Raw genomic sequence first — 22865 nt, 5'->3', positions numbered from 1 at the left:
CACGATGATTCGACGCTACCGCATCGCCCCACCGCCTCCCGCACGAATCATGCCGAACCGCCTCGCCGCGCGCATTCGCATCCCAGCACACCTTGTCTCCATCATAGACGCAGGCGGCGCGGAAAAAACATCCCATCCCAATAAAAAAGTCATTTTTGTGTGGTCGAGCGCCTGCTGGCGCGTCGTTGAAATATCTCCGATTCACGTCGATAATGGCCCGTCCAGCCGCGCGGCGCCCGCCTTGCAGGGCGCGACGGGTGCGCGCGAGCCCCGCCGTTCGAGTGACAGCCTGAACCACAGCCTGAACGCCCTGACGGAACCATGAAACTATTCACCAAAGGTCTGCTGCTGATCGCGATACCGAGCGTGGTCGAACTCGCGCTGCTCGGGGTCGTCTTCGATACCCAGGAGCGGACCGCGCAGGCCGCGCGATGGGTCGACAACAGCAAGCAGATCCTCTACGAGTCGTCGGCCATCGTCGATCCGCTGCTGCGTCAGGCCGCGCGCGTGCGCACGGCGATGGTGACGGGCAGCGCCTCGCTGATCGACCGCCATGCGGTGTGGGTCGACCTGAATGACCGGCTCGCGAAGCTCGATGCGCTCGTCGCCGAAACGCCGGCCCAAGCCGAGCGCGTGCGCAGCATGCGGCACGCGATCGACGCGTATCGCGAACAGAGTGTCGCGATCTCGCAGGCATTGCACGAGGGGCGCAGTCTACGCCCCTATATCGCGCTCGAAACCGGCGAGTTGCCGGAGCAGATCGCCGTGTTCCGCGACGAGTTGGCCCAGTTCGGCGCGGCGGCGTCGGAGCTCGACGTCGAGCGCTCGAGCGCGCTCGGCGAGCGGCGCGAGCTTCAGCAGCGCGCGCTGATCGCCGCGGTGTTCGGCTCGATGCTGATCTGGGCGGTCACCGCCTTCGGGTTCGCGCGCGGCATCGGCCAACGCCTCGAAGTGCTGACCGATAACGCCGAGCGGCTCGGCAGCGGCCGGCCGCTCGCGGCGCCGTTGTCGGGCAGCGACGAAATCGCCGCGCTCGACACGGTGCTACATCAGACCGATGCGCGTCTGCGCGAGGCGGAAGCCGGGCAGGAGGCGCTGAAGACGGAGCTCGAAGCACGCGCGCGCGAACTGGCGGCCGTCAATGAGGAATTGCGCCAGGAAACGCAGGACAACGAGATGTTCATCTACAGCGTGTCGCACGATCTGCGCTCGCCGCTCGTCAATCTGCAGGGGTTTTCGAAAGAGCTGCACGTGTCGTGCGACGAACTCGACGTGCTCGTCGGACAGGCTCGTCTGCCGGAGAACGAAGCACGGCGCATGACGCAGATCCTCGATGGCGACGTGCGCGAGTCGTTGCACTATTTGCGCACCGCGGTCGCGCGCGCGGCAGCGATCATCGACGCGCTGTTGCGCATCTCGCGCGCGGGACGGCTCGAATATCAGTGGCAGCGGGTCAGCGTCGAGCGCGCGGTGGCGCGAGTCGTCGATGGGCTGCAAGGCACGATCGAGCAGCGCGCCGCGAGCGTCACGCTGCGCGAGCTGCCGCCCGCATGGGGCGATCCGGCGGCGGTCGAGCAGATCTTCGGCAACCTGATCGGCAATGCGCTGACTTTCCTCGATCCGGCGCGCCGCGGGCGCATCGAGGTCGGCGCGCTCGCGCCCGAACCCGTCGACGAAAGCGAGCCGCGCGTGGTCCGTATGCGCACCTATTACGTCCGCGATAATGGGCTCGGCATTCCGGCCGTGTATCTGTCGAAGGTGTTTCGCGCGTTCCAGCGTCTGCACGGGGACGTTGCAAGCGGCGAGGGGATCGGCCTCGCGGTGGTGCGGCGCGCGGTCGAGCGGCACGGCGGGCGCGTCTGGGTCGAATCGGCCGAAGGCGCCGGATCGACCTTTTTCGTGGTGCTGCCCGAGCAGCCGGCGCGCCTCTGAGCGCGGCGCACGCCGGCGCGGGCACTGCCGCTGCCATTCTCCCGGCGGCATGGATGACGAATCGTTGGCACGGAGAGCCTATGAATCACGCGCAAGCGGTCAGCATCGTTCTGATCGAAGACGACGACGGCCACGCGACGCTCGTCGAGAGGAATCTGCGCCGCGCCGGCATGTCGAACGGCTTCGTGCGCTTTCGCGACGGCCAGCAGGCGCTCGATTACTTCTTCGGCCCCGCGGCCGCTGAGCCGTTGACCGACGCCGACGGCCATCCCTATCCGCCGCGCGAGAATCTGGCGAATTTCGTCGTGCTGCTCGATCTGAAGATGCCGCGCGTCGACGGCTTCGAGGTGTTGCGGCGTCTGAAGGAAGCCTCCGAGACCGCCGCCGTGCCCGTGATCGTGCTGACCACGACCGACGATCCGCGCGAAATCGCGCGCTGCTACGAACTCGGTTGCAACGTCTATCTCTGCAAGCCGGTCGAATACGATGCGTTCATCGAGGCCGTGCGTCGGCTCGGCTTTTTCCTGCAAGTGGTCAAACTGCCGCCGGGGCAGCGGCTCGCGCCGCCTTGAAGCTGTCCGAAAGCCGTTCATGACAAGATGAGCACCGTACCGAGCCGGAGAGCACCTGCATGATCGAAGAAGTGTCCACGCCGCACGCCGCCTATGTGCTCGTCGTCGATGACGACGAGGGCATCTTGCGGCTCGCGCGCAAGTCGCTCGAACGCGCCGGCTGCCGGGTGACGATCTGCGCCGGCGTCGAGGCGGCCCGCGAGCGGCTCGCGAGCCGCGCCCCCGATCTGCTCGTGCTCGATTATCAGCTGAGCGGACCGGAGACCGGGCTCGATTTCTTCCGGCGTCTGCGCGCGGAGGGCGTGCGCATTCCGGCGATCCTCGTGACCGGCTTCACCGACGAGTCGCGCGTGATCGAAGCGCTGCGCGCGGGCGTGTCCGACGTGGTGCCGAAGTCCGGCGACTATCTCGACTATCTGCCAGAGGCCGTGGAGCGCGTGTTGTCGCAGGTGCGGCTGCAACGCGCGTCCGACGAAGCGCTACTGCTGCGCGATCGCGAGCTGCATTACCGCACGCTGTCGGAGACCTTGCCGCATCTCGTGCTGACCTGCGACGCGGCCGGCGATTGCGACTTCCTGTCGAAGCAGTGGTACGACTACACCGGTTTGCCCGAACATGGCTCGCATGGTCTCGCGTGGCTAGAGGCCGTGCATCGCGACGATTGCGAGCAGATCCGGCAAAGCTGGCTGAAGGCCGTCGCGAGCCGCAGCGGCGACTATCGGCACGAGATGCGGATTCGCCGCCACGACGGCGAGTACCGCTGGTTCGACGTGCGCGTGGTCGCGATGCGCGATGCCGATGGCAACGTCAGCAAATGGTTCGGTAGCTGCACCGACATCCACTCGCAGCGCGAGGCGATCGAGGAGCGCGAGCGACTGCTCGAGTCCGAGCAGGCCGCGCGCCAGGCCGCCGAAGAAGCGAATCGCGCGAAGGACCGTTTTCTCGCGATGCTGTCGCACGAATTGCGCACACCGCTCACGCCGGTGCTCGCGGGCGCGAGCGTACTCGAGATGATCCCGGAACTACCGGAGCAGGCGCGTGCGAGCGTGCGCATGATCCGCCGCAACGTCGAACTGGAGGCGCGGCTGATCGACGATCTGCTCGATCTGACGCGCGTCGCGAACGGCAAGCTGCGGCTGTCGCTGGAGACCGTCGACGTACACGAGGTGATCGACAGCGTGCTCGAACTCTTTCGCAGCGAAATCCAGGTCAAGCAGCAGGACGTGCATGTTGAGAAGCACGCGACGCATCACTACGTGCTTGCCGATCGCGCGCGGCTGCAACAGATGCTGTGGAACCTGATTCGCAATGCCGCGAAGTTCACGCCGGACGGCGGCCATATCTATGTGCGCACACGCGACGAACGCATGCAGGTGCGGATATCGGTCGAAGACACCGGCATCGGCATCGAGCCGGAGCAGATCGGCAAGCTGTTCAATGCGTTCGAGCAGGGCGACCAGAGCATGACGCGGCAGTTCGGCGGCCTGGGTCTCGGTCTCGCGATCACGAAGGCTTTGACGGACGTGCACGGCGGCACTGTGACCGCGCAGAGTCCCGGTCCGCATTGCGGCGCGACCTTCACGATCACGCTGCCGACCGCCGCCGCGCCGGCCACCGCGCCGCCGGTCATCGTGCCGAGCAACGTGCAGCCGGCGAGTTCGCTGTCCGTGCTGCTGATCGAGGACCATGCCGACACCGCCGACGTGATGGCCCAATTGATGCGCGGCTTGGGTCATCAGGTGACAGTGGTCGGGCGCGTCGACGATGCGCTTGCCGCGACGCAGTTGCACAGGTTCGATCTGGTTGTCAGCGATGTCGGATTGCCCGATGGCACCGGTCTCGATTTCGTCAAGGCGTTTCGCGAACATTCCGACGTGCCAGCCGTCGCGCTGACCGGCTTCGGCACCGACGAGGACGTGCGCCGCTGTTTGAGCGCGGGCTTTACATCGCATCTGACGAAGCCTGTCAATTTCGGCCAGCTCGAAGCGATGATCGAAAGCGCGGCGCAATTGAAGGCGCAAAAGGAAGGGTAAGGCTCGATAAAGCGCAGCGCGCTGAAGGCAGCGTGAAAACACAAAGGCCTGTCGCGACGCCGATCGCAACAGGCCTTTTGATTTCACTGGCTCAGGCCGTCCAACCCGAGCTTGATTCGACGATTAACGCTGCTGGTTGTTCAGCGAATCGCGGATCTCGCGCAGCAGCAGCACGTCTTCCGGCGGCGGCGGCGGCTCCGCCGGCGCGGCTTGCGGCTCCTTGCGCAGTTTGTTGATGAACTTGACCATCAGAAAGATGATGAACGCGAGAATGATGAAGTTGATCGTCGCGGTAATGAACGAACCGTAACCGAACACCGCCACGCCACCCGTTTGCAGGTCTTTATACGATTCGGGGTTGCCTTTGTAAGTGGCCGGAATATGGCCCAGGCGAACGAACAGATTGGAGAAATCGAGGCCGCCGGTAGCGACCCCGACAACCGGCATGATCAGGTCTTTAACCACGGAATTGACAATGGTGGAAAACGCGCCGCCGATAATCACACCGACCGCCAGATCCATCACGTTGCCTTTGAGGGCAAATTCTTTAAATTCCTGGACCATGCTCATACCTACACCTCCCTGATGTGAATAGCCGAATCATACCAACCTGAAGCGGATAGGCTAGTGCTTTAGCCGCAAGGCAACAAGCGCATCTGCTGCGCGTCGCTAATGAGGAAACTGTGACTCGCTATGGCGCGCGCGCTCCAGATGCGCGGCAAAACTGACCGGGTCGATATTGGCGCCGCACAGCAGCACGCCCACGCGTTTGCCCTGCAACTGTTCGCGCAGCGGTCCGAGCAATCCGGCCGTGGCGGCCGCGCAAGCCGGCTCGACCGCGAGCTTCAGCTGATTGAACAGGATCAGCATCGCCTCGCGCAACTGGTCGTCGGACACGGTGACGATCCGATCGACATGGCGGCGGCACAGCTCGTAGCTGTATTGCTCGGTATGCGGCGACATCAGCGAATCGGCGATGCTGTGCATGTGGCCCATTCTGACCGTATGGTTGGCGGCAAAACTCTTGCTCATCACGTCCGAGCCTTCGGGTTCGACGCCGTACACGTGCACGTTCGGATTCGCGAGCCGCAGCGCGGTGGAGACCCCGGCCGCGAGTCCGCCGCCGCCGATCGGCACGATCACCGCTTCGAGGTCGGGCGTTTGCGTGGCCCATTCGTAGCCGAGCGTCGCCGAGCCGAGCACCGTGCGATAGCCGTTGAACGGATGCACGAAATAGCGGCCTTCCTCGGCCTCGACGCGGCGCACCAGTTCGAACGCTTCGGCGAGATCTTCCGCATAGACGATGTCGGCGCCGTACTCGCGGCACAACGCGACGCGGGCCGGATTCGCCGCGCTGAACAGCACGACCTTGGCGCTGACGCCGAGCCGCATCGCCGCATAGGCGACCGCCACCGCGTGATTGCCGCCCGACACGCAGGTGACACCCGCGCTCTTTTGCGCGTCGTCGAGCGCGAGCAGGTTCGTGAAGGCGCCGCGTGCCTTGAAGCTGCCGCCCGCCTGCAGCAGCTCGAACTTGAAATTGACGACGGTGCCGCGCAGCGACGAGAAGTCGAGCCGGTCGAACACCGGCGTGCGCGCGACCCAGGGCGTCAACGCGAAGTGCTGCGCGGCGATGTCGTCGAGCGTGGGGATCGGCTCACCGTCGATCGTGTGATCCGTGTGCTGCGGCATGGCGCTGGACATGGCGGTCGCTCCGGAGTCGTCGATGTCGCTGAGGCCCGTGGCTCGGCGCGCAGGTTCACTGCGGCTGCGCGCCGCTGCAACGAAACGGGCTAAGCGGCCTCGACCGACATGCTGTGGATGAACTTGCGCAAGAAGCGCTCGCACGCGACGAGCTGCGCGAGCTCGACGAATTCGTTCGCCTTATGCGCCTGCTGGATGTCGCCGGGGCCGCAGACGATGCTCGGAATCCCCGCGTTCGAAAACAGGCCGGCCTCGGTGCCGTATGCGACCTTGCGCTTGTCCTGGTCGGCCGTCAGCGCGCGGACGAGCTGCGTGATCGCGGCCTGTTCGGACGAATCGAGTCCGGGCGCCGCGGCGATCTTCGTGATCTCGATCGCGGCCGACGGGTGCTCGCGCAGCATTTTCGGCAGCAGCGTTTCGCGCGCGTAGCTGTCGATGCGCGCGAAGATCTGCTCGGGATCGAGCGTCGGCAGATTGCGGAACTCGAACTGGAACTGGCATTCGGCCGGCACCGTGTTGATTGCGTTGCCGCCCGTGATCGTGCTGGTCTGCGCGGTGCTGAACGGCACGTCGTACAGTTCGTCGAAGGGGCCTTGCGCGCGGAACTGGTCGGCCATGTCGCGGATGTAGCAGATCAGGCGAGCCGCGTACTCGATCGCGTTCAAGCCCTTCGGTGTCAGCGACGAATGCGCGGCCTGGCCGCGTACGCAGCACTGATACGCGTTGATGCCCTTGTGCGCGATGATCGGGCGCATGCTGGTCGGCTCGCCGACGATGCAGCCGTCCGGCTTTACGCGGCGCTTCATCAGATCGGCGATCAGAAGCGGCGCGCCCACGCAGCCCACTTCCTCGTCGAACGACAGCGCGAAGTGGATCGGCTTCGCGAGCTTCGTGCGCAGCATGTCCGGCACGAGCGCGAGCGCCGCGCCGATGAAGCCCTTCATGTCGCAGGTGCCGCGGCCATAGAGCTTGTCACCGCGAATCTCCGGCTTGAACGGATCGCTGTCCCATTGCTGGCCGTCCACCGGCACGACATCGGTGTGGCCCGACAGTACGACGCCGCCGTTCGTTTCGCCGTCGTGCGCGGGAATCGTCGCGAACAGGTTCGCCCATTTGCCGCCCTTGCCGTGCGTCAGCGTCGCGTCGATACCGACCGCGCGCAGTTCGTCGCGCACGGTTTCGATCAGGCCGAGGTTTGGATTGCGGCTCACCGTGTCCATCGACACGAGACGGGTGACCCAAGGCAGAGATATCGGAGAAGCGGGGGACGTGGAGGAGGCGGACGACTGCAACGATTGCGCTGTTTCAGCGACGTGAGACATGACATGACTCCAGCGTTTTGTGTCTATCGATCATATCCCAAATTGCATTTTCGTCAGGATGTCCAAAAAGCCGGGGCTCGCGTTGGCGCAGCGCAGCATCGATGCAAAAAACGGGGGACGTCCCCCCGTTTTTTGCGGTTTTCACGAGCCTGTGCGCCCAGCGTGCCGCGCTCAGCGAGCCGGCGCCGCCGCCGTGCCGCGGCTCGGCGAACCGAGCGCGCGCAAGGTCTCCTTGACGGTCGCGACGCGCACCGCGAGATCCGGGCTGCGCGTTTCGATTCGCAGCTTGTCCTGACCCGCGAGCTTGATGTGCTTGTGCTTCTGCACCATCTCGATGATCCGCATCGCGTCGACGGGCGGATTGGGGATGAACTGCAGGCCGATCACCGCTTCACCGGCATCGATCTTCGAAATGCCGAGCGGCTTCGCGGCGAGCCGCAGTCGATGCGTCTCCACCAGCGCATGCGCCTGCGGCGGCAGCTTGCCGAAGCGGTCGATCAGCTCTTCCTGGATGCCGTCGATCGAATCGTTGTGTTCGCAGTTCGCGAGGCGCTTGTACAGCGACAGACGTTCCTGCACGTCGCCGCAATAGTCCGACGGCAGGATCGCCGGCGAATGCAGGTTGATCTCGGTGGTCGCGGCGAGCGGCGCGGTGAGGTCTGGCTCCTTGCCGTTCTTGAGCGCCCTCACTGCGTCGTTGAGCATGTCGGTATAAAGCTGGAAGCCGATCTCGTGAATCTCGCCCGACTGCTTGTCACCGAGCACCTCGCCGGTGCCGCGAATTTCGAGGTCGTGCATCGCGAGATAGAAGCCCGAGCCGAGTTCCTCCATCTGCTGGATCGCTTCGAGCCGCCGTTGCGCCTGCTTGGTGAGCCCCTGCGGATCGTGCACGAGCAGATACGAGTACGCCTGGTGATGCGAGCGGCCGACGCGGCCACGCAGCTGATGCAATTGCGCGAGGCCGAACTTGTCGGAGCGGTGGATCAGGATCGTGTTCGCGCTCGGCACGTCGATGCCGGTTTCGATGATCGTCGTGCACAGCAGCACGTTCGCGCGTTGCGCGACGAAGTCGCGCATCACCCGCTCCAGTTCCCGCTCGTGCATCTGTCCATGCGCGACCGCGATGCGCGCTTCGGGCACCAGCTCTTCGAGCATCTGCCGGCGATTCTGGATCGTCTCGACTTCGTTGTGCAGGAAGTAGACCTGGCCGCCGCGCTTCAACTCGCGCAGCATTGCTTCGCGAATCACGCTGTCTTCCTCGCGCCGCACGAAGGTCTTGATCGCGAGGCGCTTTTGCGGCGCCGTTGCGATCACCGAAAAATCGCGCAGGCCTTCGAGCGCCATGCCGAGCGTACGGGGAATCGGCGTCGCGGTCAGCGTCAGCACGTCGACTTCCGCGCGCAGCGCTTTCAGCGCCTCCTTCTGACGCACGCCGAAGCGATGCTCCTCGTCGATGATCACGAGTCCGAGCCGCTTGAACTGCACATCGGACGACAGCAGCTTGTGCGTGCCGATCACGATGTCGACCGAGCCTTCGTTGATCTGCCGGATCGCCGCGTTCACTTCCTTGGTCGACTTGAAGCGCGATAGCTCGGCGATGCGCACCGGCCAGTCGGAGAAGCGGTCGCTGAAGGTTTGCGTGTGCTGTTCGGCGAGCAGCGTGGTCGGCGCCAACAGCGCGACCTGCTTGCCGCCCATCACCGCGATGAACGCGGCGCGCAATGCGACCTCGGTCTTGCCGAAGCCGACGTCGCCGCATACGAGCCGGTCCATCGGCTTGCCGCTCGTCATGTCGCCGATCACGGCCGCGATCGCGGCGGCCTGGTCCGGCGTTTCCTCGAAACCGAAGCTCTCGGCGAACTTCACGTAGTCCTTCGGTTCGAGCGCGAACGCGTGGCCCTCGCGGGCGGCACGGCGGGCGTACAGGTTGAGCAGCTCGGCGGCGGTGTCGCGGATCTGCTGCGCGGCCTTGCGCTTGGCCTTTTCCCACTGGCCCGAGCCGAGCGAATGCAGCGGCGCGCTTTCCGGATCGGCGCCGCTATAGCGCGAGATTACGTGCAATTGCGCGACCGGCACGTAGAGCTTGCTGTCGCCCGCGTATTCGAGATGCAGGAACTCGGTTTCGCCTTCGCCGAGATCCATCGTCACGAGACCCATGTAGCGGCCGATACCGTGCTGCGAATGCACGACCGGGTCGCCGAGCTTCAGCTCGGACAGATCGCGCACCATCGAATCGACGTTGCTCGCCTGTTCCTGGCGGCGGCGTCCCGCGCGGCGCGCGAGCGGCCCGTACAGCTCGGTTTCGGTGATGATCGCGATGCCGTCGCCCGGCAGCGCGAAGCCGTTCGCGAGCGGCGCGACGCCGAGCGAGAAACGCGCGTCGCTCTTGAGCCAGTCGGCGAAGCTGTCGGCCGAGGCGGGCTTCAGCTGGTTGTCGGCGAGCAGTTGCAGCAGCGTCTCGCGGCGGCCCGCCGATTCGGCGGCGAACAGCACCCGGTTCGGCGTCGTGCTCAGATACGCGCGCAGCGCCGAGACGGGATCGTCGGCGTGACGATCGATCGCGAGGTTCGGCAGCGCGATCGACCAGGCGCCGTCGCCGTTGGTGGGCAGCACGAGCCGTGCGAACGGTTTCGCGAACGTGAAGAAATCCTCGTCCGACAGGAACAGCTTCTGCGGTTCGAGAATCGGCCGGTCGCGGTCGTGCGACAGGAAATTGAAGCGCTGCTTCGTGTCGTTGGTGAAGCGCCGGATCGCCGCGTCCAGATCGCCGACGAACCCGAGTTGCGAACCGTCGGGCAGGTAATGGAAGAGGGTGGCCGTCTCCTCGAAGAACAGCGGCAGATAGTATTCGATACCCGCCGACGGCACGCCGTTGCCGATGTCTTTATAGATCGACGCGCGGCTCGGATCGCCCTCGAAAGTCTCGCGCCAGCGGCTGCGGAATGCGGTGCGCGCGGCCTCGTCGAACGGGAATTCGCGGCCCGGCAGCAGGCGCACGTCCTTGACCGGATAGAGGCTGCGCTGCGTGTCGGGGTCGAACGCGCGGATCGAGTCGACCTGGTCGTCGAACAGGTCGATCCGGTAGGGCAGCGGCGAGCCCATCGGAAACAGATCGAGCAGCGAGCCGCGCACGCAATATTCGCCGGGACGCACCACCTGGCTCACGTGCTCGTAGCCGGCGAGCGTCAGCTGCGCCTTCAGCTTCGCTTCGTCGAGCCGCTCGCCTTGCGAGAACGAGAACGTGTAGGCGGCCAGAAACGACGCGGGCGGCATCCGGTACAAGGCCGTCGTGGCCGGCACGAGCAGGATGTCGCAGCGGCCTTCGCCGAGGTCGTGCAGCGTCGCGAGACGCTCGGAGACGAGGTCCTGGTGCGGCGAAAACGTGTCGTAAGGCAGCGTCTCCCAGTCGGGCAGGAGGCGCACGCGCGCGTCCGGCGCGAAGAAGCCGATTTCCTGCGACAGCCGCTGCGCGTCGAGCGCGCTTTCGCAGACTACCGCAAGCAGCGGCACTTTCTCGCGATACGCGAGATGGTAGCGGGCGATCAGCAGCGCGTCGGACGAACCGCGCGTGCCGTCGAAGGCGAAACGCTGGCCGGCCTTGACGAGCGCGACGGGCGGGGAGGACTGCGAGGATGCGGCGATGTCTGGCATAAAGGAGAAAAAGGGCGGCTCGGGGCTCACGCGACGGCCAAGTTTACGCGTGTACGGGCGTGGATGCGAAGGACCTATTATAAAATCCGTCCTTTACTTTGACCTGGCGGCATCCGCACTCGTGACTTCCCGTCTCTTTGCCCTGATCCCGTGCGCAGGCACCGGCAGCCGTTCCGGCGCCGCGATGCCCAAGCAATACCGCACTGTCGCCGGCCGCGACATGCTGTATTACTCGCTCGCCGCGTTCGACGCGTGCAGCGAATTCACGCAGACGCTCGTCGTCATCGCGCCCGACGACCAGCACTTCGACGCCCGCCGCTTCGGCAATCTGCGCTTCGCGGTGCGTCGCATGGGCGGCGCGTCGCGCCAGGCGTCGGTGCTCAACGGTCTGCACGCGCTCGCCGAGTTCGGCGCCCACGACGCCGACTGGGTGCTCGTGCACGACGCGGCCCGGCCGGGCATCACGGCGGCGCTGATCCGTACGCTGATCGGTTCGCTCAAGGACGATGCGGTCGGCGGCATCATGGCGTTGCCGGTCGCCGATACCTTGAAGCGTATCGACCGCGCGTCGGCCGATGGCCGCATCGCCCAAACCGAATCGCGTGACGGCTTGTGGCAGGCGCAGACGCCCCAGATGTTCCGCATCGGCATGCTGCGCGAGGCGATCCTGCGCGCGCGGGCCGACGGCCACGATCTGACCGACGAGGCGAGCGCGATCGAATGGTCGGGCCACGCGCCGAAGCTCGTGCAAGGCAGTCTGCGGAACTTCAAGGTCACGTATCCGGAAGATTTCGATCTGGCCGAGGCGATTCTGAGCCGCCCCGCCGGTTCGTGAAACCGCGCCTGGGTACATTGGCAAGATTTAGAAAGGCTTTAAAGAAGTTTTAAAAGCTTCAGCACTTGAGGACGTGACGCACATGGATTTCAGAATTGGGCAGGGCTACGACGTGCATGCGCTGGTGCCGGGACGCGCGTTGATCATCGGCGGCGTAACGATTCCCTACGAGCGCGGGCTGCTCGGTCACTCGGACGCGGATGTGCTGCTGCACGCGATCACCGACGCGCTGTTTGGCGCGGCCGCGTTGGGCGATATCGGCCGCCACTTCTCCGATACCGACGCGAAGTTCGCCGGCGCCGACAGCCGCGTGCTGCTGCGCGAATGCGTGGCGCGCGTGAAGGCGGCCGGCTTTGCGATCGGCAACGTCGACAGCAGCGTGATCGCGCAGGCGCCGAAGCTCGCACCGCATATCGAAGGGATGCGCGCCAATATCGCGGCGGACCTCGGTCTGCCGATCGAGCGCGTGAACGTCAAGGCGAAGACGAACGAGAAGCTCGGTTATCTCGGCCGCGGCGAGGGCATCGAGGCGCAGGCCGCGGTGTTGTTGGTCAGGAGCTGAACGGGATTTTTGTTTGGGTGACGGGCGGTGCCGCTTACAGCGTCGCGCCGCCGATCGTCCGATTGCTCGGACACAGCTCGTCCGTTTGCAGGCCGTCGAGGATGCGCAGCACTTCTTCGGGGTTACGGCCCACGTACAGATTGTTGACCGACACGTGCTGGATCGTGTTGTCCGGATCGACGATATAGGTCGCGCGCAGCGCGACGCCCGCTTCCTTGTCGCGCACGCCGAGCTGGTCGATCAGCTCGCCTTTCACGTCGCCGAACGAGTAGTGGTTGAGCCTGTCGAGCTCCTTGTACTCGCGGCGCCATGCGAGCTTCACGTATTCATTGTCGACGCTGCCGCCGAGCAAGACGGCCTCGCGGTCCTCGAACTCCTTGACGAGCTTGCTGAATTCGACGATTTCCGTCGGGCAGACCAACGAAAAATCCTTCGGATAGAAGTAAATGATTTTCCATTTGCCTGGAAACGACTGCTCGGTGATGTATTCGAACGCCGAGACGCCGTGTTCTTCGTGATGGTTGAAGCCCGGCTTGGCGGCAATGACGGTGAACGCTTCGAGTTTATCGCCAACGGTTTTCATGCAAAGGCTCCTTCGGAAGTCGCAACAAGCGGCGTGTTTCGAATGGCGACGGCGCGCGGTGCCGCGCGTCGTCGGCTCACGCGCTTTTCGCGAGCGGAAACTCGATCGTCACTTCAAGCCCGGGTCCGGGCGAGCGGTTGCGCAGCCGTAGCGCGCCGCGATAACGGGCGACGAGCCGCTGCACGATCGCCATGCCGAGGCCCGTGCCGTTGGCCTGGGTGCGCGCCGAATTCACACGATAGAACGGCCGCGTGACGAGCGCGAGCTGGTCTTCGGGAATGCCGGGGCCTTCGTCGACCACCGAGAGTTCGACGCGCGAGTGCGACACGCGCGTTTCGAGAATGACGCGCGGCACACCGTCGCCGTCGCTGAGGCCATATTTGCGCGCGTTCTCGAGCAGATTGCCGACCACGCGACGCATGTCGGTTTCATCGGCCTCGATCACCGCCGACGGAGCGAGCCGCGTGATCAGCCGCATGCTGTCCTCGCTTTGCATGCGTGCGGCGAGTTCGCTCGCGATCACCGAGAGGTCCACCGGTTCCGGCACACGCTGCACGGGACGCGCGTAGTCGAGGAAGCGGCCGATGATCATGTCCATTTGCTCGATGTCGTCGACCATCGCGTCCTTGGTGGCCTGATCGGACGGGCTCATTTCGGTCTCGAGCCGCAGCCGTGCGAGCGGCGTGCGCAGATCGTGCGAGATGCCCGCGAGCATCAGCGCGCGGTCCGCCTCGAGCTGTTCGAGGTCGCGCACCATCTGGTTGAAGCTTCGATTGGTTTCGGCGGCCACACCCATGCCGCGCTCGGGCAGCGGCTCGGGCGATTGCCCCGAGCCGACCCGGCGCGCGGCCATCGCCAGACGCGCGAACGGCCGGTTCACCAGACTCGTGATGAACGCCGCGCCGAACAGCGACAGCGCGAGCGCGAACACGCCCCAGCCGGCCCATTGCAGGCCGGTGGCGTTGTCGAGCTGATCGCGGTCGAGCGCGACCCAGTAATCGTCGTCGTCGATCTTGAAGCTGATCCATACTCCGTTGATATCGTTGACGCTCTGCGCGATTATGGTGTCGTCGCCGAGACGGCCGCGGATGTCGTGCTCGATCAGGCGATTCAACGATTCGTCGGGCTGGAGTTTGTATTTGTCGGTGGCTTCGCGCGGGTACACGCGCACCCCTTCGTTGCTCTCCAGATCCTGCAGCAGCGCGCGCCGCAGGTCGGGATCGGAATAGAGGAGTGCGGTGCGCGTGAGCTTGACGATCGCGACGAGTTGCAGAGCCACGCGCTGCGCGCGCGGCTCACGCTCGATCACGCGAAAGCTCTGGAACCACGCGGCGAGACTGACTGCGATCAACAGCGCGATCAGCAGAAAGGTCCGCCAGAAAAGGCCGCCGAACGCGAGCGTCAGGAGGCGCCGGTCGATCCGCATGGGCCCTTCTTATGTGACACAGAAACGAAAACGGAGCACAAACTCAGGCTGCACCGTCGGGGATGAAGACGTAGCCGAGGCCCCACACGGTCTGAATGAAGCGCGGGCTGCCCGGATCCGGCTCGATCAGCTTGCGCAGACGCGAGATCTGCACGTCGAGGCTGCGGTCGAAGACCTCGTATTCACGGCCGCGTGCGAGTTCCATCAGCTTTTCGCGCGACAGCGGCTGACGCGGATGACGCGCGAATACCTTCAGCACCGAGAACTCACCGGTGGTGAGCGGAATTTCCTGGCCGGCCTTGGTCAGCGTGCGGGTGGCGAGATTCAGCGCGAACTCGCCGAACTCGAAGACCTCGGTGGTCTCGGACGGAGCGCCCGGCAACTCGGACGGCGACTGGCGACGCAGCACCGCGTGAATGCGCGCGACCAGTTCGCGTGGATTGAACGGCTTGGGCAGATAGTCGTCGGCACCCATCTCGAGGCCGACGATGCGATCGACATCCTCACCCTTGGCCGTCAGCATGATGATCGGCGTGCGATCGTTGCTGCCGCGCAGTCGCCGGCAGATCGACAGGCCGTCCTCACCGGGCAGCATCAGATCGAGCACCAGCAGATCGAAGCGCTCGCGCACCCAGAGCTTGTTCATTGACGGCGCATTTTCGGCGACGTAGACGTTGAAGCCTTGTTCGCCGAGGTAGCGGCGCAGAAGATCGCGCAGGCGTGGATCGTCGTCGACGACGAGGATTTTCGAAGGGTTTTTGGTTTCCATGGTCGGCATCTTAGCGCGATTAGAAAGTGGTGCGCGGTTACACCATTTCTGGGGTTACAGTCGGTTACAAAATTTACCCGCAGTGTGGCGCGACGTAAAGTATGCGCGTTTAGACTGCTTTACTGAATGCGGCTGTTCGGTGGATACTTCACTCGACAAAACTCTCGCACCCGGCTGTTACCGGGGTTTGTATACGCATCTGAGGTAGCCGGTTGCCGCGCCACGAAGGGAACAACATGAAGGGAGGGGTTTGGCCAAACGTGCGCCTGAGCGTGATTGCACTGGCGGTTGCCGGTACGCTGGCAGGCACACTGGGCCCGACGCTCGCTCATGCGCAGCCGTCCGCGGATAGAGCGGCGAGCGAGCATGCGCCCCGCTCGGGTAATGGCAGAACCAGCCGCCACAACCCGAGCATCGATCGCCCTGCCTCTGACGCGATGCTGCGCACCGCGGTTCCCCCCGATCTCGATCAACGTCGCCGCGACGGGCATATGACGCCCGAAGAGCGTCGGCTGTTGCGGCAGCACATCGAAGACGCCGTGCGCGAGTTGTACAAGCGTTAATCCCAGCGCGCGCATTGCCGCGTGAAAAATCCCGTTGCATCTTCATCGTCCACTTTCTGATCCGCTGCTCCGTTGAGTCGCCAGCGCCGGCGCGTTTTTGTGCGCGTCTTCGTGCATACAGGCGCCTCGGCTCACGATGTCACGCTACTCACGAGCGCGCCGCGAAGCGATATCGCGACCTCCCGACTGTATTCGAGCCGATCCCAACGCGCGCCGAGCGCAACGCATGGACGCCGGATCAGCGTCACATCTCCGACACGCCGGACCCGGCACGCGTCGAGCCGATCGCCATGCAGTTTCGCGCGAGCGGTTATGACATCGAGGTGACGCTACGCGCGCTCTTTTCTCAGCGATGCGTTCTGGAGCGATGGCAATCGCGGGGTGCTGGTGAAGTCGCCGGTCGAGTTCGTGATCGGCGCGCTGCGCGCATTCGCTGTCGGCTACGACGACACGGCGCCGTTCGCCGCGCAGATACGCGCGCTCGGCGAGAACCTGTTCTATCCGCCGAACCTCAAAGGATGGCCGGGCGGCGCGTCCTGGATCAACAGTTCGACGCTGAAAGGCGGCAACGACGGTTTGAACACCGTGATCCCGTTCGCCGATCCTGCGTACCTCGTGCTGCGCAAAAACATCGGCATCAAACGCGAACAGATGATCCAGCTCGACGAGCGCATCGCGCTGCATCCCGCGTTGGAGCCGCTGATGCCGCTCTGGCGCAGCCGGCAGCTCGCCATCGTGCAGGGCGTCAGCTATGCGCAGCCGAACCTGTCGCATTTCCGTTCGATCGGGATCTGGGATACCGCGTCACGCTCCGACCAATATCTGCGCGACGGCTGGCTCACGCGCGCGTTCGCGATGAGGCCGGTGCCCATCGGTTTCGCGGCCGACGGCGTCGTGATCGGCCGCGCCGCAATGGGGCCGCTCGCAAACGGCGCGCGCGCGATCGCGCTGGTCAATCCCGCGCTCGCGCCTATTCTCGACGTCGAAAACGACATCGTGAAACCGGCCGGTCGTCTGCGTGCGACGCAAGGGCAGCCTCAGTTGAAGACCGCGTTTCCGGGCGGCGCGTTCGGCAGTTCGATCAAAACGGCAACGCAGGTGCTGGCCGCGTCGGACACGCTGAAGATAGCTGGCGCCGGACGCGCGCCACTGGAGCAGCCGTTGAGCGGGCAGGGCGTGGCCGTGATCCGGCTAACGCTGAACGGTTTCGATACGCACCAGAACCAGCCGGGACAACAGGCCGAGTTGCTCAAACAGTTCGCGCAAGGGATGGTGGCGATGCAGGCCGCGCTCGTCGAGTTGGGCCGGTGGAACGATACGCTCGTGATGACGTACGCGGAATTCGGGCGCCGTCCGCGCGAGAACCAGAGCAACGGCACCGATCACGGCACGGTGGCGCCGCACTTCGTGACGGGCGGTCGCGTGCAGGGCGGTTTGTTTGGCGTGCCGCCGATGCTTGCGCGGCTCGATGGGAATGGCAACCTGCCGGTCGGCGTGGATTTTCGCCAGCTTTATGCGACGGTGCTCGGGCCTGGTGGGGGTTGGACGCGCCTGCGACTCTGCAGCAGCGGTTCGAGCCGCTGCCGTTGCTGCGGGCGTGAGCGCTGGGCGCTGGGCGCGAATCGACGCGCCCAGCGCTCAGGCTACTTCGCGCGCCACGCGATCCATAGCTTGCGGATCGGCGTCAACGCGATGCGTTGATGCAGCACGTGATAACCGTCGCGCTCGATTTCATCGAGCAACGCCAACGCGAGCGCCGCGAGCGCGAGCAGCGTGCGCTGCGCGCGCCGCGCGCTGGCGGGCACCGCGGCGAGCGCGGTCTGCACCGCGTCGCGCGCGCGATTCGTTTCGAACCGCATCAGATCGGTGAAAGCGTCGGTGTATTTGCGGTTGATCAGATCGGCGGCGGTGACGTTGTAGCGTTGCATCTCGTCGATCGGAACGTAGATGCGGCCGTGCCGGGCATCGTTGCCGGTTTCGGCGACGAACTGCGCGAGCATCAGCGCCTCGCCGAGCGGAGCGGCCCACGCCGACGCATGCGCGGCATCGTCGGCCGATCCGGTTGCAGCCGCGCGCGACACCAGCGACGCAAAATTGCCACCGACACCATGCACATAGCGCCGCAGGTTCGGATAGTCGAGATAGCGTGCCTGGTCGAGATCCATCTCGAAGCCCGCGAGCAGTTCCTGCAGAGCCCGATATTCGGCCTGCGCGTCGGGCAGATAGGCCGCGAGTGCCTTGGACACCGGATGCGACGGCGAGCCCGCGGCCAGCGCGGCAATTTCTTTCTGCCACCACGCGAGCTTCGTGCGGCCGACCGCCGGATCGCTCGTCTCCTTGACCGTTTCCTCGAACTCGCGACGCAATGCGAAGAGCGCCGTCAACAGCGGCTGACTGGCGGCGCGCGCCTGGCGAAGCGCATAGTAGGTGCTCGATCCTGGGGGCGCCGCTTTCTGCTGGCAATAGTCGTCGAAATTCACGGGATGAGAGTGTGGGGAAGGACTGGCGAGAAGGGCGCCGACGTCCGTCGCGGCGCCCGTCTCGACGAGCCGAAAATTGTAGCATCGGCGTCGCGCGCGCAGATACCGCCGGGTGCAGACAAGCGCGAATCAATCGGTTAGAATCTCGCGCTTACGCTTTCGGGCACGTGTTCAGCGCGCTTGGGAGTGCACAGGACAATCGGGCGCGACGCATCGCGGCGTACCCGGCTGCGAGGGTGGCGAAATTGGTAGACGCACCAGGTTTAGGTCCTGACGCCCGCAAGGGTGTAGGGGTTCGAGTCCCCTCCCTCGCACCACTTATTGGTAGTCAAGAAAAACCCCGTCAAGTCTTTGGACCGACGGGTTTTTTTCTTTTTTGCGCGGTCTTCTGAAAGGCCTCAGTGTTGCTCCGCTGCCTTTCATCGCGACCGCGCGACTCAGGCACCCGGCGTTCCCGGCGCTTCCTGCGAGCCCGGCAATTCCGCTTGCGCGGCGCCTTCGAGGAAACGGCGCGTCGACTCGAACGCCTGCAGCATCTGGTCCGGCCACGGCGTTTGCAGCATCACCGCCTGATGATTTTCAAATGCCGACGACAGCAGTTTCGCCAGTTCCGGCGAACGAAGATGACGCAGCACGACACTGACCGCGATCGCGCTCGCCTGGCTCGCGCCGGCGGTCTGGAGTTCCGACGCGGTGAGTGCCGCGACCTGTTTGTTGATGTCCACTAAAGCGTCCCTGGATGAAAAAGAGGGTGAAGGCGCGTCGGCCGAGGCTCAATTTTGACACGCGCCGCCCAATGCCGTGAAACGGCGCTTTTCAAACACGGCCGGTTCGCCGCGCGCTATCACTCCCGCGCGTTCATGGCACGGATCACCTTGTCGAGCGCCGCGCCGAACGCGGCCCTTTCCTCTTCGTCGAGGCACTCGAACATATCGCCGTTCCACTTGCGCGCGATCGGCATCACTTTGCGATACAGCGCGCGGCCTTCCTGCGTCAGCGAGACCAGCACGACGCGGCCGTCCGCGGCGCTCGCTTCGCGCTGCACGAGTCCCTGCCGGATCAGCGCTTCGGCCGCGCGACTCGCCTGGCTTTTGTCGAGATTGGCATGGCGTGCCAACTCCATGATCGAGAACGGTCCGAACGATCCCACCGTCGCAATCACCCGCGCTTCGGGCAGCGTCACGTCGAGCTTCGCCGCGTAGCGCGCGCTGATGCCGCGCTCGGCCAGTTTGTTCAGTACATGCAGACGATACGTGAGGAACTGCTCGAGCCCGGCTTTGGCGGAGTCCTTCATGGTCACCCCGTGATGAGTGGAACGGTCGTGGCGCTGTGATTGTTGCGGCAACCGTTTCGCGGGTCAACGCACGCCGTATTTCAGGCGCGTCAGCTGCTCGGCTTCGTTGGTGAGCAGGCGCGCCGCGTCGCGAATCGCGACGTCGAGCGTGATCGGCCCCGGCGCCGGAGAAAAGCAGCCGCCGAAGTATTCGGCAAGACGCGGCAGCGCGGCGGGGTCGATCGCGCCGGACAGCAGCGTGGCGGGCACGCCCGCGGCGCGCGCATGCGCGCAGGCGATGAACGGCGCCTTGCCGTGCAGCGTCTGTACGTCGGAACGGCCTTCACCGGTGATCAGCCAGTTGGCGCCCGTGAGCGCGGCGTCGAGGCCGATTTGCCGCGCGACGGTTTCCGCGCCCGGCTCGAACTGCGCGCCGAGCATGTGCAATGCGAAGCCGAGGCCGCCCGCCGCGCCCGCGCCCGGCAGGTCACGCGCCGTGCGGCCGAGCGCGGCTTCGAGCAGATCGGCGAAGCGCGCGAGCGCCGCGTCGATCGGCGCTACCTGTTCTGGCTTCACGCCTTTTTGCGGACCGAAGATCGCGGTCGCGCCGTGCTCGCCGGTCAATGGATTGTCGACGTCCGACATGCCGACGAACTGCGTGTCGGCAAGCCGCGCGTCGAGCAGCGACGCATCGACCCGCGCCACGCGCGCAAGCTGCTCGGGTGTGCCTTCGAGTACGTTGCCGTGCGCGTCGAACAGTTGCAAGCCGAGCCCGGTCAGCAGGCCGGCGCCGCCGTCGTTCGTGCTGCTGCCGCCGAGCGCGACGAAAAAGCGCCGCACGCCGGCATCAAGCAGCGCGCGAATCGCTTCGCCCATGCCGCGCGTGCTGCGCGCCTCGACCGGCACGCCCATGCCGACGGGGTCCGTAATGCCGACGATTTCCGCCGTTTCGATGATGGCGCCGCCGTCCGTGAGCAGGCCCGTCAGCGCTGCGCGCGTCGGACCGGCCGCGCCGCGCACGCTAAGCGTGCGGCGCTCGCCGCCGCTCGTGAGCATTGCGTCGAGCGTGCCTTCGCCGCCGTCGGCCATCGGACAGATGCGCACGCTCGCGTCGGGGCGTGCGCGCTGGACGCCGGATGCGATCGCTTGCGCGACCTGTTCCGCGCTGAGCGAGCCTTTGAATGAATCGGGAGCGATGACGACGACAGGCGAGGACGACGAATTCGGCATGGTGTCTCTGAGAGGTTTGAGTCGTTGTAAGCGGTTGCCGGAGCGGATGAAGCGACCGGCTGCCGGTGACCGGCGGTGGCGGCCCGAGCGAGTGCGTTAGCTTATCAGCATGGGGGCGTCGGCTGAATATGTCGAAAGGCATAGGCGGGATCGCGGCCACGACCCGTCGGCCGCGAGCGGGTGCGAGCGGGTGCGAGCGTCCACGCGAACGTTCTGTTGCATGACGAAAGAGCGCCGAGGAACGCACGACGCTAACCGGATAGTGATGCCAGCGGCAAATCGCGCTCGCTGTGTCAAAACTAACCGAAAATGGCGCTCAAAACGCCCGGAATGCAGGGAAAACTCGATGCAATCATCGAATCCCGGCTAGGCGCGCAAATAGTTTGCTAAAATATTCGGCTCTTTGGACTCAACCGTGCTGCCGACGGCCTGCAAGCCCGCGGCGCAGGTGCGTGATCGATGCAATCGGCGCAAATCGATGCGAAGCGACATCGACGGGCAGCACGGAGAAGATAACTGATTCGCTCGAATAATTTTAGGACGATTGAAGCCATGGCTAACGTTGTTGAAAACCTCGGCAAGCTCGAACGCCGCGTGACGATTTCCCTGCCGAAGGATGCCGTGCAGAAGGAAGTGGATTCGCGTATCCGTCAACTCGCGAAGAACGTGCGCATGCCGGGTTTCCGCCCGGGCAAGGTGCCGCTCAAGATGGTGACGCAACAGTATTCGGGCCAGGTGGAAGCCGAAGTGCTGAGCGACAAGGTCGGCAAGGAATTTTTCGACATCAGCCGCACCGAAAACCTGCGTGTCGCGGGTCAGCCGAGCTTCGCGCCGAAGACCGACGCTGGTGAAGGCAGCTACGCGTTCGACGCGACCTTCGAGGTGTATCCGGAAGTGAAGCTGGGCGACGTCGCCACGGCTGAAATCGAGCGCACCATGACCAGCATCAGCGAAGCGGAAATCGACCGCACGCTGGACATCCTGCGCAAACAGCGCGTGCACTTCCTCGCTCGCGGCGAGGCAGGCGAGCACGGCGACGGCGGCGCGGACACGGCCGCCAAAGACGGCGACCGCGTGACGGTCGACTTCGTCGGCAAGATCGACGGTGAAGCATTCCAGGGCGGTAGCGCCGAAGACTTCGGCTTCATCCTCGGCGAAGGCCGCATGCTGCCGGAATTCGAAAAAGCGGCGCTCGGCTTGAAGGTCGGCGAAGCGAAGGAATTCGACCTGAAGTTCCCGGACGACTACCACGGCAAGGAAGTGGCGGGCAAGACGGCGCAATTTACGATCACGATGAAGAAGATCGAATGGCCGCATTTGCCGGAAGTCGACGGCGAATTCGCGAAATCGCTCGGCATCGAAGACGGCGATCTGACCAAGATGCGCGCTGAAATCAAGGACAACCTCGAGCGCGAAGCGAAGCGCCGCACGCAAGCCATCGTCAAGAACCAGGTGATGGACGCACTGCTGAAAATCTCGGAGCTCGACGTCCCGAACGCGCTGATCGAGCAGGATCAGGAGCGCCTCGTCGCGATGGCTCGCCAGGATCTGGAACAGCGCGGCGTGCCGAACGCGAAGGACGCGCCGATCCCGGCCGCGATGTTCAAGGAGCAGGCCGAGCGCCGCGTCAAGCTGGGTCTCGTGCTGGCCGAACTGGTGAAGGCGAACGAACTGCAGGCGAAGCCGGAGCAGATCCGTGCCGAAGTCGATGAATTCGCGAAAAGCTACGAAGACCCGAAGGAAGTCGTCCGCTGGTATTATTCCAACCAGCAACGTCTTGCTGAAATGGAAGCGTATGTCGTTGAAGCCAACGTCGTCGACTTCGTCCTCAGCAAGGCCAAGGTGACGGACAAGGAAGTGAGCTTCGAGGAACTGGCAAGCGCAACGGCGCAAGCGTAAGCGTCGCTGCAACGGCGTGCCGGCTGTCGGA

19 protein-coding genes, 1 tRNA gene and 1 pseudogene are annotated in these 22865 nt (G+C 64.9%); 10 read left to right on the top strand and 11 right to left on the bottom strand.

Annotated elements, in window-relative coordinates; genetic code table 11:
* The first annotated feature begins 4 nt into the window (after positions 1 to 4).
* From F6X37_RS02025 to F6X37_RS02010, 4 genes are all read left to right on the top strand, one after another.
* Positions 5 to 325 (top strand): hypothetical protein, encoded by a 321-nt coding sequence (locus F6X37_RS02025; protein WP_187610130.1) that lies wholly within the window; start codon positions 5 to 7, stop codon positions 323 to 325.
* A complete protein-coding gene (locus F6X37_RS02020) occupies positions 322 to 1932 on the top strand; it encodes a sensor histidine kinase (RefSeq protein ID WP_187610129.1) in 1611 nt (536 codons plus the stop codon). The genes F6X37_RS02025 and F6X37_RS02020 overlap by 4 nt, the downstream gene beginning before the upstream one ends.
* Before the next feature lie 80 nt (positions 1933 to 2012).
* Complete coding sequence (locus F6X37_RS02015; protein WP_187610128.1) at positions 2013 to 2504, top strand: response regulator; 492 nt, start codon at positions 2013 to 2015, stop codon at positions 2502 to 2504.
* Between the two features lie 59 nt (positions 2505 to 2563).
* Positions 2564 to 4537: a response regulator gene (locus tag F6X37_RS02010; RefSeq protein WP_187610127.1), complete on the top strand. Its 1974-nt coding sequence runs from the start codon at positions 2564 to 2566 to the stop codon at positions 4535 to 4537.
* A gap of 123 nt (positions 4538 to 4660) precedes the next feature.
* Here the strand turns inward: F6X37_RS02010 and mscL are convergent, their stop codons facing one another.
* From mscL to mfd, 4 genes are all read right to left on the bottom strand, one after another.
* Positions 4661 to 5107, bottom strand: a complete 447-nt coding sequence (gene mscL, locus F6X37_RS02005) for a large conductance mechanosensitive channel protein MscL (RefSeq protein WP_187610126.1) — start codon at positions 5105 to 5107, stop codon at positions 4661 to 4663.
* 99 nt (positions 5108 to 5206) lie between these two features.
* The gene (locus F6X37_RS02000; RefSeq protein ID WP_090804696.1) at positions 5207 to 6241 is read right to left on the bottom strand and encodes a threonine/serine dehydratase; all 1035 of its coding nucleotides are present in this window, start codon (positions 6239 to 6241) and stop codon (positions 5207 to 5209) included.
* A gap of 89 nt (positions 6242 to 6330) precedes the next feature.
* Positions 6331 to 7563, bottom strand: a complete 1233-nt coding sequence (argE, locus tag F6X37_RS01995; protein ID WP_187610125.1) for an acetylornithine deacetylase — start codon at positions 7561 to 7563, stop codon at positions 6331 to 6333.
* 171 nt (positions 7564 to 7734) lie between these two features.
* Positions 7735 to 11214 (bottom strand): transcription-repair coupling factor, encoded by a 3480-nt coding sequence (mfd, locus tag F6X37_RS01990; protein ID WP_187610124.1) that lies wholly within the window; start codon positions 11212 to 11214, stop codon positions 7735 to 7737.
* Between the two features lie 121 nt (positions 11215 to 11335).
* On the opposite strand from mfd, the gene ispD reads away from it, so the two are divergent.
* Together ispD and ispF are read left to right on the top strand one after the other, a co-directional pair.
* The gene (gene ispD / locus F6X37_RS01985; RefSeq protein ID WP_187610123.1) at positions 11336 to 12049 is read left to right on the top strand and encodes a 2-C-methyl-D-erythritol 4-phosphate cytidylyltransferase; all 714 of its coding nucleotides are present in this window, start codon (positions 11336 to 11338) and stop codon (positions 12047 to 12049) included.
* Between the two features lie 82 nt (positions 12050 to 12131).
* Positions 12132 to 12611, top strand: a complete 480-nt coding sequence (gene ispF / locus F6X37_RS01980; RefSeq protein ID WP_018432029.1) for a 2-C-methyl-D-erythritol 2,4-cyclodiphosphate synthase — start codon at positions 12132 to 12134, stop codon at positions 12609 to 12611.
* A 34-nt stretch (positions 12612 to 12645) separates the two neighbouring features.
* Here the strand turns inward: ispF and F6X37_RS01975 are convergent, their stop codons facing one another.
* The 3 genes from F6X37_RS01975 to ompR all read right to left on the bottom strand — a co-directional run bounded on the left by F6X37_RS01975 (position 12646) and on the right by ompR (position 15398).
* On the bottom strand, positions 12646 to 13194 hold the full coding sequence (locus tag F6X37_RS01975) for a peroxiredoxin (RefSeq protein ID WP_090804730.1): 549 nt from the start codon (positions 13192 to 13194) through the stop codon (positions 12646 to 12648).
* Positions 13195 to 13270: 76 nt separating this feature from the next.
* On the bottom strand, positions 13271 to 14620 hold the full coding sequence (locus tag F6X37_RS01970) for an ATP-binding protein (RefSeq protein WP_090804732.1): 1350 nt from the start codon (positions 14618 to 14620) through the stop codon (positions 13271 to 13273).
* A 43-nt stretch (positions 14621 to 14663) separates the two neighbouring features.
* Positions 14664 to 15398, bottom strand: a complete 735-nt coding sequence (ompR, locus tag F6X37_RS01965; RefSeq protein WP_006048917.1) for a two-component system response regulator OmpR — start codon at positions 15396 to 15398, stop codon at positions 14664 to 14666.
* Positions 15399 to 15625: 227 nt separating this feature from the next.
* On the opposite strand from ompR, the gene F6X37_RS01960 reads away from it, so the two are divergent.
* A complete protein-coding gene (locus tag F6X37_RS01960) occupies positions 15626 to 15952 on the top strand; it encodes a hypothetical protein (protein WP_187610122.1) in 327 nt (108 codons plus the stop codon).
* 387 nt (positions 15953 to 16339) lie between these two features.
* Positions 16340 to 17553 (top strand): annotated as a pseudogene (locus F6X37_RS01955) (DUF1800 family protein).
* A 42-nt stretch (positions 17554 to 17595) separates the two neighbouring features.
* On the opposite strand, the gene F6X37_RS01950 reads toward F6X37_RS01955, so the two are convergent.
* Positions 17596 to 18432, bottom strand: a complete 837-nt coding sequence (locus F6X37_RS01950) for a squalene/phytoene synthase family protein (protein WP_187610121.1) — start codon at positions 18430 to 18432, stop codon at positions 17596 to 17598.
* Between the two features lie 230 nt (positions 18433 to 18662).
* Here F6X37_RS01950 and F6X37_RS01945 point away from each other — a divergent pair.
* Positions 18663 to 18749, top strand: a tRNA-Leu gene (locus tag F6X37_RS01945).
* 120 nt (positions 18750 to 18869) lie between these two features.
* Here F6X37_RS01945 and F6X37_RS01940 read toward each other — a convergent pair.
* From F6X37_RS01940 to F6X37_RS01930, 3 genes are all read right to left on the bottom strand, one after another.
* Positions 18870 to 19157 (bottom strand): hypothetical protein, encoded by a 288-nt coding sequence (locus tag F6X37_RS01940; protein ID WP_184065023.1) that lies wholly within the window; start codon positions 19155 to 19157, stop codon positions 18870 to 18872.
* A 119-nt stretch (positions 19158 to 19276) separates the two neighbouring features.
* Positions 19277 to 19726 carry a MarR family winged helix-turn-helix transcriptional regulator gene (locus tag F6X37_RS01935; RefSeq protein ID WP_184063596.1) on the bottom strand — a complete coding sequence of 150 codons (450 nt, stop codon included), beginning with the start codon at positions 19724 to 19726 and terminating at the stop codon, positions 19277 to 19279.
* Between the two features lie 63 nt (positions 19727 to 19789).
* Positions 19790 to 20935: a glycerate kinase gene (locus F6X37_RS01930; protein WP_187610120.1), complete on the bottom strand. Its 1146-nt coding sequence runs from the start codon at positions 20933 to 20935 to the stop codon at positions 19790 to 19792.
* A gap of 552 nt (positions 20936 to 21487) precedes the next feature.
* Between F6X37_RS01930 and tig the strand changes: the two genes are divergently transcribed.
* Positions 21488 to 22834 carry a trigger factor gene (tig, locus tag F6X37_RS01925; protein WP_187610119.1) on the top strand — a complete coding sequence of 449 codons (1347 nt, stop codon included), beginning with the start codon at positions 21488 to 21490 and terminating at the stop codon, positions 22832 to 22834.
* Positions 22835 to 22865: the final 31 nt, after the last annotated feature.

Source organism: Paraburkholderia sp. 31.1, from assembly GCF_014397645.1.
Taxonomy (GTDB): domain Bacteria; phylum Pseudomonadota; class Gammaproteobacteria; order Burkholderiales; family Burkholderiaceae; genus Paraburkholderia; species Paraburkholderia tuberum.
The sequence above is the reverse complement of the archived record's forward strand: the minus strand, read 5'-3'. Positions and strand labels throughout refer to the sequence as shown.